Source organism: Micromonospora noduli (genome assembly GCF_003264475.1).
Taxonomy (GTDB): domain Bacteria; phylum Actinomycetota; class Actinomycetes; order Mycobacteriales; family Micromonosporaceae; genus Micromonospora; species Micromonospora noduli.
On record NZ_PYAC01000001.1, the window covers coordinates 523,828 to 538,792 of the forward strand.

Annotated in this window: 12 protein-coding genes; 9 read left to right on the forward strand and 3 right to left on the reverse strand. The window is 71.2% G+C overall.

Annotation, left to right across the window (positions count from 1 at the left end; genetic code table 11):
* Window positions 1-177: 177 nt before the first annotated feature.
* Both MED15_RS02265 and MED15_RS02270 read right to left on the reverse strand, forming a co-directional pair.
* Window positions 178-2,247, reverse strand: a complete 2,070-nt coding sequence (locus MED15_RS02265) for a phosphocholine-specific phospholipase C (protein ID WP_112734680.1) — start codon at window positions 2,245-2,247, stop codon at window positions 178-180.
* 133 nt (window positions 2,248-2,380) lie between these two features.
* Window positions 2,381-3,307 carry an AraC family transcriptional regulator gene (locus MED15_RS02270; RefSeq protein WP_112734681.1) on the reverse strand — a complete coding sequence of 309 codons (927 nt, stop codon included), beginning with the start codon at window positions 3,305-3,307 and terminating at the stop codon, window positions 2,381-2,383.
* Between the two features lie 102 nt (window positions 3,308-3,409).
* Between MED15_RS02270 and MED15_RS02275 the strand changes: the two genes are divergently transcribed.
* The 9 genes from MED15_RS02275 (at window position 3,410) to MED15_RS02315 (ending at window position 14,307) form a co-directional block, all read left to right on the forward strand.
* Window positions 3,410-4,240 carry an NAD(P)H-binding protein gene (locus MED15_RS02275; protein ID WP_112734682.1) on the forward strand — a complete coding sequence of 277 codons (831 nt, stop codon included), beginning with the start codon at window positions 3,410-3,412 and terminating at the stop codon, window positions 4,238-4,240.
* Between the two features lie 93 nt (window positions 4,241-4,333).
* Window positions 4,334-5,377, forward strand: coding sequence for an SEC-C domain-containing protein (locus MED15_RS02280; protein ID WP_112734926.1), 1,044 nt, complete (start codon window positions 4,334-4,336; stop codon window positions 5,375-5,377).
* 89 nt (window positions 5,378-5,466) lie between these two features.
* Window positions 5,467-6,213, forward strand: a complete 747-nt coding sequence (locus tag MED15_RS02285) for a metallophosphoesterase (protein ID WP_112734683.1) — start codon at window positions 5,467-5,469, stop codon at window positions 6,211-6,213.
* Between the two features lie 2 nt (window positions 6,214-6,215).
* Window positions 6,216-6,851, forward strand: a complete 636-nt coding sequence (locus MED15_RS02290) for a LysE family translocator (RefSeq protein ID WP_112589011.1) — start codon at window positions 6,216-6,218, stop codon at window positions 6,849-6,851.
* Window positions 6,852-6,944: 93 nt separating this feature from the next.
* Window positions 6,945-8,111 carry an ROK family transcriptional regulator gene (locus MED15_RS02295; RefSeq protein ID WP_112734684.1) on the forward strand — a complete coding sequence of 389 codons (1,167 nt, stop codon included), beginning with the start codon at window positions 6,945-6,947 and terminating at the stop codon, window positions 8,109-8,111.
* A gap of 69 nt (window positions 8,112-8,180) precedes the next feature.
* The gene (locus tag MED15_RS02300) at window positions 8,181-10,004 is read left to right on the forward strand and encodes an alpha-galactosidase D (RefSeq protein WP_112734685.1); all 1,824 of its coding nucleotides are present in this window, start codon (window positions 8,181-8,183) and stop codon (window positions 10,002-10,004) included.
* An 81-nt stretch (window positions 10,005-10,085) separates the two neighbouring features.
* Window positions 10,086-12,494, forward strand: coding sequence for a glycosyl hydrolase family 95 catalytic domain-containing protein (locus tag MED15_RS02305; protein ID WP_112734686.1), 2,409 nt, complete (start codon window positions 10,086-10,088; stop codon window positions 12,492-12,494).
* The gene (locus MED15_RS02310) at window positions 12,494-13,720 is read left to right on the forward strand and encodes an SGNH/GDSL hydrolase family protein (protein WP_112734687.1); all 1,227 of its coding nucleotides are present in this window, start codon (window positions 12,494-12,496) and stop codon (window positions 13,718-13,720) included. Before MED15_RS02305 ends, MED15_RS02310 begins: the two co-directional genes overlap by 1 nt.
* A gap of 92 nt (window positions 13,721-13,812) precedes the next feature.
* Complete coding sequence (locus MED15_RS02315) at window positions 13,813-14,307, forward strand: DUF2231 domain-containing protein (protein ID WP_146754506.1); 495 nt, start codon at window positions 13,813-13,815, stop codon at window positions 14,305-14,307.
* Between the two features lie 3 nt (window positions 14,308-14,310).
* On the opposite strand, the gene MED15_RS02320 is transcribed toward MED15_RS02315, so the two are convergent.
* Entirely contained in the window at window positions 14,311-14,958 is a 648-nt protein-coding gene (locus tag MED15_RS02320; protein WP_112734689.1) for a DUF998 domain-containing protein, read from the reverse strand.
* Between the last annotated feature and the right edge of the window lie 7 nt (window positions 14,959-14,965).

Below are 14,965 nucleotides of genomic sequence, written 5' to 3' on the forward strand. Positions count from 1 at the left end.
ATGACTCAGAGGAATATTTATACCTGTGAGTCATAACGCTCAACGAGACATCCGCCTCCAGCCAGCGATCGGCCGGGCCGCGCAGCGAGGCGGCCGGACGACAGCCACGCGACGGGCCGACAGCGAGGCGACACCGCGTCACCCGGGTCGGCAGCGGCCCGGGTGACGCGGTGTCCCTTAGACGAGCCCGCCGAGGGCCGGGTCGCTGATGCTGTCCTTGCCGTTCTCGACATGACCCGCGCAGCGGTACGCGAAGTCGGCATCACCGGCGACGGAGACCGTCAGGTCGTACCAGCCGTGGGTGCGGGCGAGCGCCCACGTGGCGCGCTCGGTCTCGCCGGGGCGCAGCGACAGCTTGACCGGTCGGGCGTTGTACCCGTCGCGGACGGTCACCTCGACCCGCTTCGAGCCGCGGTTCTTGAGGGTGAGGGCCAGCTTGTAGCCGTGCTCGTCGTAGGCGGGGGTGACGTCAAGGTGGGACCCGCCGTCGGTGAACCGGCGGAAGAACCCGTTCGGCCCGTGCACCGACAGGTCGTACCCGGAGGTGACCGGCCAGGTGTCGCTCAGGTGTTTGCCCGGCTCGACGGTGTAGCTGCGCGGGGCGTCCGCGCTGCCCGCCTGGCGGACCTGGAAGACCGCGGCGACCCCGCCGGAGTTGCGGAAGTCGATCCGGAACGAGTCGTCGCCGCGGTGCCCGTCGGCGTGCAGCGTGTACGGGATCGGCCGCGCCGGCCGTACCCCGTGCTCCTGCTTCGGCAGCCGCTGGTCCGCCGGCGGAACCGGCACCTCGTCGGGGTGCCGGACCAACTCCTCGGGCTTGAAGTCGTCGGTGTCGGGCAACCTGACCTCGCGCGAGCGGTTCGGGTGCCGGAAGTCGAAGGCAGTGGTCAGGTCGCCGACGACGGCCCGCCGCCACGGGGTGATGTTCTGCTCGATCAGGTCCGGCCGGCCGTGCCCGAACCGCGCCTCCAGGAACTTGATCAGTGAAGTGTGGTCGAAGACCTGCGAGTTCACGTAGCCGCCGCGCGTCCACGGCGAGACGATGACCATCGGCACCCGGATGCCGAGGCCGTACGGCCCGGCCGGGTGGTCGGCGTCGCCGGGGAATATCTCGTTGGTGGTCGGCACTGTCGACTGGCCGTGCTCGCGGGTCTGCGGGGGCGTCGGCGGGACCACGTGGTCGAAGAAGCCACCCTCCTCGTCGTACGTGATGAAGAGCGCCATCTTGCTCCACACCTCGGGGTTCGACGCGAGGATGTCAATGACCTGCGAGATGTACCAGGAGCCGTACGCCGGCTCCCAGTTCGGGTGCTCGGTGTACGCCTCAGGCGCGGTGATCCAGGAGACCTCCGGCAGACGTCCCGCCTCGACGTCGGCGCGGAAGTCGGCCAGCAGCGCCTCCGGGTCGCGGCCCTGGGTCCTGACCTCGGTGCCGGTCTTGGCCCTGTCGGCCAGCGGCGTTCCGGGCTGCGCGTTCTGGTACTGGTGGAAGTAGAGCAGCGAGTTGTCGCCGTAGTTGCCGATGTACGGGTCGTTCGTCCAGCCCCAGGAGCCAGCGGCGTTGAGGCCGGTGCCGACGTCCTGGTAGATCTTCCAGGAGATGCCGTTGCGCTCCAGGCGCTCCGGGTACGTGGACCAGTCGTAGCCGGCCTCGGCGTTGGTGATGACCGGCCCGCCGCCCTTGCCGTCGTTGCCGACCCAGCCGCTCCACATGTGGTAGCGGTTCGGGTCGGTCGGCCCCATCAGCGAACAGTGGTAACTGTCGCAGACGGTGAACGCGTCGGCGAGCGCGTAGTGATACGGCAGGTCCTGGCGGGTGTGGTACGTCATCGCCGTAACGCCCTTGTTCGGCACCCACTTGTCGAAGCGGCCGTCGTTCCAGGCGGCGTGCCCGTCGTTCCAGCCGTGCGGCGGGTCCGGCAGGAAGGTCTGGCCGAGGTCCTTCACCTCGGGGCGGAAGGGCAGCAGCTCGTTGTCCCCGTTGGGTTGGTGCCACACGTCCTTGCCGGACGGCAGTGTCGCCGGATGGGGGTCACCGAAGCCACGTACGCCGCGCATGGTGCCGAAGTAGTGGTCGAAGGAGCGGTTCTCCTGCATCAGGATGATGACGTGCTCGACGTCAGTGATCGAGCCGGTCCGGTTGTTCGCCGGGATGGCGAGCGCCTTGCTGAGGTCCAACGGGAGCGCCGCGCCGATCGCGGGAACTCCCATCGCCTTGAGGAACGTACGGCGATCCACGGTGCCCATAACTCCGCCTTTGTGCGACCTGGTCGGGAAACTGGCGACCGGACGCTACCGACGACGGGTTGACGGCAGATGACCGTAGTTCGTTGGTTTTGCGACCACTCGTCGACCGGCTCTGGGCCTGAAGAGCAGCCGCTCAGGCCGCCGTGGCGTCGACCCGGGTGAGCCGTCGATGCCCGCTGGGGCTCATGCCGTGCACCCGTTTGAAGGCCGCGCTGAAGCCGAACGCGTCCGCGTACCCGAGGTGACGCGCCACGGCGGCGACCGTCGCTGTCGATTCGGCCAGCAGGTCGGCGGCCAGTGTCATGCGCCAGTCGGTCAGGTAGGTGAGCGGCGGTTCGCCCACCAACGTGGTGAACCGTTTGGCCAGTGTGGACCGGGAGACGCCGGCCTGCGCGGCCAGGCTGGCCAGCGTCCACGGTCGGCCCGGCGCGTCGTGCATGGCGCGCAGCACCGGCCCGACCGTGTCGTCGCTCAACGCGCGGTACCAGCCGGGGGCCTCGGCCTCCGGCTGGTCGAACCAGTCCCGCACCGTGCACACCAACAACCAGTCCAGCAGTCGGTCGAGCACGACCTGCCGTCCGGGCCGACCCGCGTCGAGTTGGGCGTCCAGGTAGTCGCGCAGCGCGGCGCAGTCCTGGTCTTCCGGCACGACGAGCACCGGCGGCAGCGCACCCAGCAGCCGCTGCGGCACCCGACCCCGGACGTGGTACACCCCGACCAGCAGCACGAGGCTGTCGGTGTGATCCGCGCCCACCGGGTCGAGCACCCCGGTCCGGCCGCGCCGGACGTCCCGCAGTTCCCCGGGCTCGAAGCTCGACCGGGGCTCGGCGGAGAAGACGAACGGCGCCGGCCCGCGCACGGTGGCCGTCTCGCCGACCCGGACCAGGCGAGGCTTGTCGCTCTCCGGGTGGGAGATCCAGCCCTCGCCCCGCATCGGGACACAAAGCGTCAGCGGGGCGCCGTCGGTGAACCGCAGCGCCCACGGCGGCGTCAGCACCGACCGGCCGAAGGCCGCGCCGTCGGCGTGCACGCCGCGCAGCAGATTGTCGAACGGGTCCATGCACCGACCATAGATCGCGGAGGATGGGCCGCGGACGATCGGACATGCCTGGCGTACGACGGGACATGTCCCGCCCGCGGCTGGGCGAGTTGACTCGTGGTCATGACGACTGACGCACCTTCGACACTCGTGATGGCCGGCACCGGCAAGACCGGTCGCCGGCTGGTCCAGACACTGCGGGCGGCGGGTCGGCACGTCCGGGCCGCCTCTCGCTCCGGTGAGGTGCGGTTCGACTGGTCGCGGCGGGACACGTGGCGGCCAGCCCTGGCGGGCGCCTCTGCGGTCTATCTGCTCGCACCGGAGGACCCGACGCTGGCCACCGACTTCGTGACCCAGGCGGTCGACTCGGGTGTCAACCGGATCGTGGCGCTCTCCGGCCGGGGGATCGACCGGGTCGGTGACTTCTCCCCCGGCATGGTCGCGGCCGAGGAGGCGGTGCGGAAGTCCGGCATTGAATGGACGATCATCCGGCCGAACAACTTCTGTCAGAACTTCAGCGAGGACCTGTTTCGCCAACCGCTGCTCGACGGTCGGCTGGCCCTGCCGATGGGCGCCACCCCGGAGCCGTTCGTCGACGCCCAGGACGTCGCCGACGTGGCCGCGACGCTGTTGACATCGCCCGGTCACCACGAACAGGTGTACGACCTGTCCGGTCCTCGTGCGCTCACCTTCGACGCGGCGGTGGCGACGATCGCCCGGGTGACCGGTCGTTCGATCCGCTACGTGGAGCTCACCCCGGAGGAGTACCACGCCGAACTGCTCGCCGAGGGTTATCCGGCGGAGGCGGCTACGGCGCTGAACGCCCTGTTCGCCGGGATGCGGGCGGGCCATCTCGCCGAACCGACCGACGGGGTACGGCGGGTTCTCGGGCGGGACCCGCTCGACTTCGACACCTACGCCGCCCGGGCCGCGGCGGCCGGCGCCTGGTCGTAGTCCGCCCGGCAGGGCGGCAGAAGACGCGGTATGAGAGCGGCGTAACAGGTGATCTGCCCGCATACCGTGAGTACCCCGACGTACCGTGAGATCGTGCCGACGAGAGAGATACTCACCAAGGCTGACCTCGCCGAACTGCGCCGCTCCGCGCTCGGGAAGGCCGATCCGCTCGGTGTGGCCGCCGACCTCGCGGAGGCCGCCGAGCAGGGCCGGCTGGAGGACCCGGACGACGCCGGGGACGCGCTGACTCTGGCCGCCGAGATCGCGGAGATCCGAGCGAGGCCCGAGGCAGCGCTGCGGTACGCGGAGCAGGCCCTGGCGGCGTACCCGTCCGGAGACGACCCTCGGGCCGGGTTCGCCCGCGCGCTGCGGGCCCGCGCGCTGTTCCGGGCCGGCGGTCACGACGACGAGGCGATGGCGGAGTTGACCGCGTTGCGCCCGTTGCTGCTCGTGCAGCCCGACGCCCCCGCCTACGTCAGTGCCGCGCTGGACGCCGGTGGGCGTTCGGCGACCGCCGAGACGTGGCTGAGCGAGGCGGTCGACACACTGCTCAACGAACGTGCGACCGCCGCGTCCGGGCCGGCCAGCACCGCTATCGACCCGGTGGTCGATCTCGGTCCGCCGGACGCGCCCGGTGTCACCTTCTTCCTGCTGCAACAACGGCATCGGGTACGCCGCAACCTGAACCTGCCGCACGACCGGCAGGACGACCTGGCGGACCGGTTGGAGACCCAGCTCGTGCGTCGGGCCGGGGAGCGTCGGGACGCCGAGTCGGATCTGCTCTTCTGGCCGCGGGCCGAGTTCGATCGCCTGCTCGCCGAGCACCCTGCCCTCACGGACGTGTACGGGCCGGACTGGGACGCGCACCGGGGCCGGCTGGAGACGGAGTTGGTTCGGCTGCGGGGTGCCGGTCAGGCCGGGTTGGGCGTGTTCGGCGCGACGGTGGCCGGGTTGACCGCGTTCGCCGGTCGACGTGGCGGCGATCCGGCCGACGCGGCGGTCCGGTCCGGCTACGCGGCCGAGGTGTCGGCGCGGCCCAGCGCACGGATCGCCTGGCCGCCGGAGCGCAACGACGCCTGCTGGTGTGGTTCGGGCCTCAAGTACAAGAAGGACTGCCTGCCGCGCTCGCGGAGCTGACCGCGGCGGCTAACGCGCTGCGGTGGCCGACCTGGCCCGGAGTAGCGTCCCTAACGGCTTCGACACCAATAGCCGTTAGGAGCGACTTCGTGCTGGTCATCGCGCATCTCAGTGACACCCACCTCGACGGCCATCCCCGGTCGGCCGAGCGGACCGCCCGGGTCATGGACTACCTGCACGGCCTGCCACGACCTGTCGACGCGATCCTGATCACCGGGGACATCGCCGACCACGGCGAGGTGGCCGAGTACGAGACCGCCGCGAAACTCTTCGACTCCCCGCTGCCGGTGATGGTCTGCCCCGGCAACCACGACGTGCGCGACGCGTACCGCAAGGGTCTGCTCGGTGACAACGGCGGCGGCACCGGCCCGATCAACGCCCGCCACGACGTGGCCGGGGCGGTCTTCCTCCTCGCCGACTCCTCGGTGCCTGGCGCGGACGACGGTCACCTGGACGAGGAGACGATGGCCTGGCTCGCCGACGAGCTGGGTTCGGTGCCGGCCGGGACGCCGGCGTTCATCGCCCTGCATCACCCGCCGGTGGTGCTGCACCACCCGGTCATCGACCCGATGCGGCTTCTGCCGGCCGACCCGCTGGCCGAACTCGTCGCCGCCCACCCGCAGGTCGTCGCCGTGCTGACCGGGCATTTCCACACCGCCGCCGCGAGCGCCTTCGCGGGCCGTCCACTGCGGATCGCCCCGGGTGTGGTCTCCACACTGCGGATGCCCTGGGAGGGCGAGGGCCCGTTGACCACCCAGACCCAGCCGCCCGGTGTCGCGTTCCACGTGTACGACGACGCCGGGCTGTTCACCACCCACTACCGGGTGGTGGTCTGAGCATGCACGGCGTCGCGGTGCTCGGCTTCCTGCTCGCCGTCGCGCCGATCACCGCCACGCCGGGCGCGAGCCTGACCCTGGTCGTCTCACGGGTCGCCAGCGGCGGGCGGCGGCAGGGCTGGTGGGTGATCCTGGGTACGGTGACCGGGCTCTACGTGCACGCCACGCTGGCCGCTGTCGGCCTGGCCGCGCTGGTGCTCCGCTCGTCGCAGGCGTTCTGGGTGGTCAAGCTGGTCGGGGCCGGCTATCTGGTCGGGCTCGGGCTCTGGATGCTCTGGTCCGCGTCGCGCCGCCGCACGGAGGCGGGACGGCGACCGACGGTTTCCGCCCGAAGGCTGCCCTGGCGCGTGGACCACCCGTACCTGCAAGGGTTGCTCGGCAACGTGCTGAACCCCAAGGCCGCCGCCGTCTACCTCACGTTGGCACCGCAGTTCCTCGAACCGGGCCGACCGGTGCTGGTGCCGATGTTGCTGCTCGCCACGGCGCACGTCGCGCTGGCCACCTGTTGGCTCGCCGGCTGGACCGTCGTCTCCGGTGCCGCCGCCCGGTTGCTCCGCACCGCATCGGTGCGACGCATGCTCGATCGGCTGACCGGCGTGATCCTGGTCGGCCTCGGCGTACGTGCGGCGGCGACCTGAGTTTGCCGTGGCCGGTGCGTCGCCGACTCTAGGACGGAGCACTGAGGCAAATCAATACTTGAAGAAGTTAAATATTCGCCTTAGATTTCGTCCATGTTTCCTGGGATCGACGCCGGCGCGTTCGCCGGGCCACCGGCGGCGACGGCGATCTTCACGACGGTGCTGACCGAGGGGCCGGTGAGTCGGGTCGCGCTCGCCCGCCGGCTCGGGCTCTCCTCCGCCGCCGTCACCAAGGCCGCCCGGCCGCTCATCGACCTGGGTTACCTGCACGAACTGGCCGCCACCGAACGCTCCGGGCCGGGCGCCGGACGCCCCGCCAGCCCTCTCGCGGTACGCGCCGAACGCGAGTTCTTCCTCGGCGTGAAAATCACCGCCGACGAGGTGATCGGCGTGGTCTGCGACCTGCGCGCGCAGGTCCATGCCAGCGCCCGCCGGCCGTTGGACGACCCCGACGTCGACGCGGTCCTCACCGAGGTCGACCGGCTCGCCAACGACCTGTTCGACGCGTTCCCCGGCGACCGGACCCGGGTCCGCCGGCTCGGGCTGGCCCTCTCTGGCGACATCGACCGCGGCATCGGCCTGGTGCGCTACTCACCGTTCCTGCACTGGCGGGACGTCCCGCTGGGCCGACTCGCCGCCCAGCGCACCGGCCTCACCGTCACCGTGGAGAACGACGTCAAGGCGCTCACCGCCGCTGAGCACTGGTTCGGCGAGGGAGTGGGGGCCGAGTCGTTCGCCCTGGTCACCGTGGGCACCGGCATCGGCTGTGGCCTCGTCGTCAACGGCCGTCTGGTCTCCGGGTCGTACGGCGTGGCCGGCGAGATCGGCCACCTCACCGTCGACGCCACCGGCCCGGACTGCCACTGCGGTGGTCGCGGCTGCATCGAGTCGATCGCCGGCACCGACGCCATAGTGGCCCAGGCCCGCGACCGCACCGGCCGCCCCGACCTCACCATCGACGAGGCGGTGACCCTGGCACGCGGCGGCCACGAGCAGGTGCGGGCGGTCTTCACCCGGGCCGGCGGCGCGATCGGTTGCGGCATCGCGGCCGTCGCGAACCTGGTCGGTCCCACCCGCATCGTCGTGTCCGGTGAAGGGCTGGCCGCGTACGACCTGTTCGACAGCCACATCCGCGCCAGCTTCGAACGGCAGGCCTTCGGCGCCGCCGCGCGGTGCCCCCTCTTCATCCGCCCGTTGCCCTTCGAGGAGTGGGCCCGCGCGGCGGCGGCCGTGAGCATCCAGTCGCTCGTCGTCCCCTGACCCCGGCGTCACCTCGGCCACTCACCGTCCACAGCGCTCAACTCGACCCACCGCACCAGGAGGTTGACCATGCCGTCACCGACAACCCCGCGCAGACAGCCCCGTACCCGGGTGCCGCTCGTCGCGGCGGCGCTGGGCGTGCTCCTCGCCGCGGGCGCCGCCCCAGCCCAGGCCGCCCCGACGACAGTGCCCCAGGCCGCGCCGACGCAGGCCGCGGCGGACATCGCGCAGCGCCCCTTCATGGGGTGGACCAGTTGGACCATGCAGTCCTCGAAGTACCCGGGCCTGAACCCCGACGGCGACTACAGCTACCTCACCGAGGCCAACGTCCTGAAGCAGACCGACGCCCTCGCCACCAAGCTGAAGCCGTACGGCTACGAGTACGTCAACATCGACGCCGGCTGGTGGCGGGACAACGCCTGGGTGCCGCGCTTCGACCAGTACGCCCGGCAGACCCCCGACCCGGTGCGGTTCCCGCGCGGCATGCAGGCCGTCGCCGAGCACATCCACGGCAAGGGGCTGAAGGCCGGCATCTACCTGCCCGTCGGGCTGGAGAAGGAGGCGTACGCAGGCGGCGCCGCGCCGATCTGGAACGCCCCCGGCTGCACCACCGCGAACATCGTCTACCCGGACCTGCGCACCACCAACGGCTGGGACAGCGCGTACAAGCTGAACTTTGACAACCCCTGCGCGCAGAAGTACATCGACTCGCAGGCGCAACTCTTCGCCGACTGGGGTTACGACTTCCTGAAGCTCGACGGGGTCGGCCCGGGCTCGTTCAAGTCCGGCGACAACTACGACAACGTGGCCGACGTCGCCGCCTGGCAGCGGGCCATCGCCACCGCCGGCCGCCCGATCCACCTCGAACTGTCCTGGTCGCTCGACATCAACCACGCCGCCGACTGGAAGCGGTACTCCAACGGCTGGCGCATCGACACCGACGTCGAGTGCTACTGCAACACCCTGGTCAGCTGGGAGAACTCGGTAGACGACCGGTTCGACGACGCGCCGGCCTGGAGCCGCAAGGCCGGCCCCGGCGGGTGGAACGACCTCGACTCGCTCAACGTGGGCAACGGCGAGATGGACGGCCTCACCAAGGCCGAGCGTCAGTCGTACGCGACGCTGTGGGCGATCTCGAAGTCGCCGCTGTACACCGGGGACGACCTCACCCGACTCGACGACTACGGGTTGTCGTTGCTGACCAACCGCGAGGTCATCGCCATCGACCAGAACGGCGGCGCGCCGGCCCGGCCGGTCACCCCGGCCGGTGACCAGCAGGTCTGGGGTGCGAAGAACCCGGACGGCAGCTACACCGTGGCGCTGTTCAACCTCGGCGACGCGCCCGCGTCGGTCACCGCGCACTGGGCGTCGTTCGGGTTCACCGGCAACGCCTCGGTCCGGGACGTGTGGAACCGCCGCGACCTCGGAACCCAGAGGAACGCCATCACCGCGGCGCTGCCCGCGCACGGCTCGCGGCTGTTCACCGTACGGCCGGGCACCGCTCTGACCTCGACCAGCTACGAGGCCGAGGCGGCGGTCAACACCCTGACCGGTACCGCCTCCGTCGGCGGCTGTGACGCCTGCTCCGGGGGTCAGAAGGTCGGCAACCTCTATGTCGGCGGCACTGTGCGGTTCAACGAGGTGACAGTGCGCAAGGACGGCATCTACACCGTCGCCGTCTCCTACGTCAGCGGTGACGCGCGCTCGGTGCAGGTCTCCTCCAACAGCGGCAACGGCAGCTACCTGAAGTTCCCCTCCACTGGTGACTGGGGCACCGTCGAGACGGTCAGCGTCCAGTTGGCGCTGAAGGCGGGCGCCAACACCATCACCTTCGACAGCGGCACCTGGTACTCCCCCGACATCGACCGGATCGCCGTACCGCAGACCCTCTGACGTGCCCGGCGCGGCCCGGCGCGAACAGCCTGGCCGCGCCGGCGCGCGCATCCGCCGAACGCCCAGGTTGGAGAACCCGACATGGAGATCCACAACACGCGCGACAACCACCCCAGCCGTCGCGGCTTCCTCGCGCTGGCCGCCGCCACCGGCGCGGCCACCGCACTGGGTGGCCTACCCGCCTTCGCCGCCACACCCGCACCCCGGCGGCCCACGACGTCGCCGATGCTCGCCGGAAACGTCGCCGAGAAGAACCAGCTCTGGTGGCGGGCACCCGGCTCCGCCACCTCGATGATCGAGCAGGGCCTGCCGGTGGGCAACGGCCGACTCGGGGCGCTCGCCAGCAACGACCCGTCCCGGGAGTTCCTGGCGATCACCGATGCGACGCTCTGGACCGGTGGCCGCAACGACACGCTCGACGGCGACGGCCAGTTCCCCTACGGGCGCGAGGACTTCGGCTCGCTCACCATGCTGGCCACGCTGACCGTCGACATCCCCGGGCACGACCTCGGCGCGGTCGACGCCTACCGCCGCACCCTCGACCTGGCGCAGGGCCTGGTCAGCACCGCGTACGACATCGGTGGGGTCGGCTACCGACGGGAAGTCTTCGCCAGCCGCCCGGACGACGTCATCGTCCTGCACTTCACCTCGCAGAGCGGCGGCACGTACACCGGCACCGTCTCCCTGGCCGGCACCCACGGCGAGTCCACCACCGCCGACCCCACCGGCCGGTACGCGTCGTTCGGCGCGTCGTTCGCCAACGGGCTGCGCTACGGTGCCGCCGTCACCGCGCACAGCGGCACCGGAACGGTGGCGGTGAGCGGCACGTCGATCTCCTTCACCGACTGCCGGGACCTCACCGTCATCGTCAGCGGCGGCACCAACTACGCGCCGACCGCCGCCACCGGGTTCCGCGACGAATCGGTACAGCCGCAACGGCTGGCCCGGGACAAGGTCCTGGCCGCGGCGCGTGCGTCGGTCCGCGAGCTGCTGCACACCCACGTCGCCGACGTCCGGCCGGCGTTCGAGCGGTTCGCCATCGACCTCGGCGCGTCGTCCGCCGGCCAGCGCGAACTGGACACCTGGGAGCGGGTGCAGGCGCGCTGGCGCGACAACGTCCCCGACCCGGAGCTGGAGGCCGCGTACCTCCAGTTCGGCCGGTACCTGCTGATCTCCGGGTCGCGGGGCAGCCTGCCGATCGGTTTGCAGGGCCCGTGGCTGGACGGCAACGACCCGGACTGGATGGGTGACTACCACAGCGACGTCAACATCCAGATGACCTACTGGCCGGCCGACCGGACCGGCCTCACCGACACCTTTGACGCGTACGCGGACTACTGCGTGGCGCAGTTGCCGGTCTGGACCGAGGTCACCCAGCGGCTCTTCAACACCTCGACCAACCGGTTCCGCAACAGCAGCGGCCGGGTCGCCGGGTGGGCTGTCGCCTTCTCCACCAACCCGTACGGCGGCAGCGGCTGGTGGTGGCACCCCAGCGGTAACGCCTGGCTCTGCCAGAACCTGTTCGAGCACTACGAGTACACCCAGGACCGCGGCTACCTGGCGAAGATCTACCCGGTCGTCAAGGGTGCCGTGGAGTTCTGGGAGACCCGACTCGTCACCGCTACCGTCACCGACGCGTCCGGCGCCACCCGCGAAGTGCTGGTAGCCGACCGGGACTGGTCGGCCGAGCACGGGCCGCAGGACACCCGGGGCAACACCTACTCCCAGGAGCTGGTGTGGAACCTCTTCGAGAACTACCACACCGCCGCCCGGGTGCTCGGTCGCGACGCCGACCACGCCCGCAGCGTCGACGCGCTCCGCAAGCGCCTCTACCTGCCCGAGGTCAGCCCCACCTCGGGCTGGTTGCAGGAGTGGATGTCACCGGACAACCTCGGTGAGACCACGCACCGGCACCTCTCCCCCCTGATCGGTCTCTTCCCCGGTGACCGGATCCGCCCGGACGGCTCCACCCCCGCCGCGATCGTCGCCGGTGCCACCGCCCTGCTCACCGCGCGCGGCATGAACAGCTTCGGCTGGGCCAACGCGTGGCGCAGCCTATGCTGGGCGCGGCTGAAGGACGCGGAGAAGGCGTACCAGCTCATCGTCAACAACCTGCGGCCGTCGACCAACGGCAGCAACGGCAGCGCCATGAACCTCTTCGACATCTACGAGACGAACCCCGGCCGGGGCATCTTCCAGATCGACGCGAACCTCGGCACCCCCGCCGCGATCGTCGAGATGCTGCTCTACTCCCGGCCCGGTCACGTCGAGTTGCTGCCGGCGCTGCCCGCCGCCTGGGCGTCCGCCGGTTCGGTGGCCGGCGTCGGCGTACGCGGTGGTTTCACCGCCGACCTCAGCTGGCGCGACGGGCGGGTCACCCAGGCGCGGTTGACGAGCGTCGGTGGCCGCAGCACCACAGTGCTGGCCAACGGTCGCTCCCGCCAGGTCACACTGCGCCCCGGCGAGTCGGTCACCCTGAGGAACCTCTGATGCGGGCCGGTCTCGCCCGCCGCGGGGCGGCCGCCACCGTCGCCGCGCTGCTCTGCGTTCCTCTGGTCGGGTCGGCGGGGCAGGCGCGGACGCGGCACGACCCGGCGGCCGGTGACGGCCGGCACTTCGCTGTCACCTGGGCCGCCAGTGCCGACCGGCAGGGCGCCGGGCCCGCCGAGCGCAGCTACCGGCTGGTGGTGCGCACCAGCGTCGGCGGGGACGCGCTGCGGATCCGTCTCACCAACGCCTTCGGCGAGCACCCGGTGACCTTCAGCAGCGCGTACGCCGGGTTGCAGCGGCAGGGCGCCGAGCTGATCGCAGGCAGCAACCGGCGGCTGACGTTCGGCGGTCAGCCGTCCGTCACCGTCGCGGCCGGGGAGACGATCCTCAGCGACCCGCTGCCCGGCCGGCTGGCCGCCCAGAGCAATCTCGTGGTGAGTCTCCACGTCACCGGAGCGCAGGGCCCGACGAGCGGGCACGGCATGGCCATGCAGACGTCGTACGCGACCGCCGGTGACCACGCCGCCGAGGAGGCGGCGACCAACTGGACCGACTCGATGACCTCCTGGTACTGGCTGGACGCGGTCAGCGTGCGGACGTCCACAGCGACCGGCTCGGTGGTGGCCCTCGGCGACTCCATCACCGACGGGTGGGCCTCCAGCACTGATGCGAACCGGCGCTGGCCCGACTACCTCTCCCGACGGCTCCAGGCCGCGCCGGACAGCCCGGTCAGGGGCGTGGCCAACGCCGGCATCTCCGGCAACAAGGTGCTCGCCGACGGCGCCGGGGAGGCCGCGCTGCGCCGGTTCGACCGTGACGTGCTCTCCCAGCCCGGGGTCGACACGGTCTTCGTGTACGAGGGCATCAACGACATCAAGGCCCACACCGGCGTGACGGTGGACGACCTGACCACTGGTTACCGGGAGCTGGCCGATCGGGCGCACGCGGCCGGCAAGTGCGTCGTCGGCGCCACGGTCATGGCGTACAAGGGCTGGCCGGAGTACGACGCCGCAGGTGAGGCCGTACGCCAGGGCGTCAACGAGTGGATCCGGCACAGCGGCGTGTTCGACGCCGTGGTCGACTTCGACCGGATCACCCGCAGCCCGTACGACAGGCAGGCGCTGCTGCCGTTTTTCGACAGCGGGGATCACATCCACCCCAACGACAAGGGCATGCAGGCGATGGCGGACGCCGTCGACCTGGCCGCGTTGCGCTGCGACAGGTGAGCGATCGACGGGGATGACACGCCGGCGTGGTACCGATAGCGTCCCGGTGTGGACGATCAACGTCCAGGCCGATGCCACCGGAGGAGACGCCGATGTTCGAGGAGTTCATGGGCATCCCGGCCCATCCTCTGCTGCTGCACGCCGCTGTCGCGTTCGTGCCGCTGCTGGCCCTGCTGACTGTCGGCTACGCGTTCGTCCCGCTGATCCGGCCGCACACCCGGTGGGTGCTGGGGCTGCTCGCCGTGGGCGCGCCCGTCGCGGCCCTGCTGACGAAGCTCTCCGGTGACGCCTTCCTCGAGCGGATGCGCGCCGCCAACCGGGTCACTCCCGAGTTCCTGCCGAAGCTGGAGGCGCACCAGGAGTTCGGTGACATCACGCTCTACGCCAGCATCGGGTTGGGGGTGGTGGCCCTGGCGCTGGTCCGGCTCGTCCCGCCGAGGACCGCCGACGCCGGCGCGGACGGACGGCCCGGTCGGCCGGTGACCCTGGCGTTGCAGGTGTTGTCGTTGGTGGCCGCCGCCGTCACCGTGTACTACGTGGTCCGCACCGGCGACTCCGGGGCGAAGGCAGTGTGGGAGGGCCAGTGATGGTCAGGCAACCTCGTCGCGTGTTCGCCAGGAGAGCGCCACGAGCCACCCGGAGATGAGCACCGCTCCGACGGCGAAGCGGATGCTCGCACTCCCCTCACTCCACGGCAGAGCGGTGAGCACGAATGCGACAGCACCGCTGGCGGCGCTGTAGAGCGCCCACTTCCGGTCCCCCTGGGCGGTGCACCGTCGAGCGAACAGCAGGCTGGCCGCGATCAGCGACAGGAACGCCGCCGCGCCGCACACCGTGTGCAGAATGCTGGCCGTGCTGGCCTGCTCGGGCAGCCCGGCCGGGGTTCCGGGTGGCCAGCCGAGCGCGGGATCGGGCACGAAGATCCCGCCGCCGATCATCGCCACCCCGTACACGCCGACCAGCACCGGCACCACGGTGCCGGCCCGGCCCGGTCGCAGTGCCTGCCACAGGCCCAGCGCGAAGGCGACGGCCAGTACGCCGGTGCCCACGAACGCGATGACCTGCAACCAGCCGAGGTCACCGAGGGTGAGTGAGCTGATCGCGTGCCGGCGCAGGTCGAATCCGGACCGGGTGAACGCCTGCCCGAACGACAGGACGGGGAAGAGCAGGCCGGCGACCGTGCCACAGCCCAGCAGGAAGTGGGTTCGGCGCAGCGCTGTCTCGGCGACGGACGTCATGGGCGTA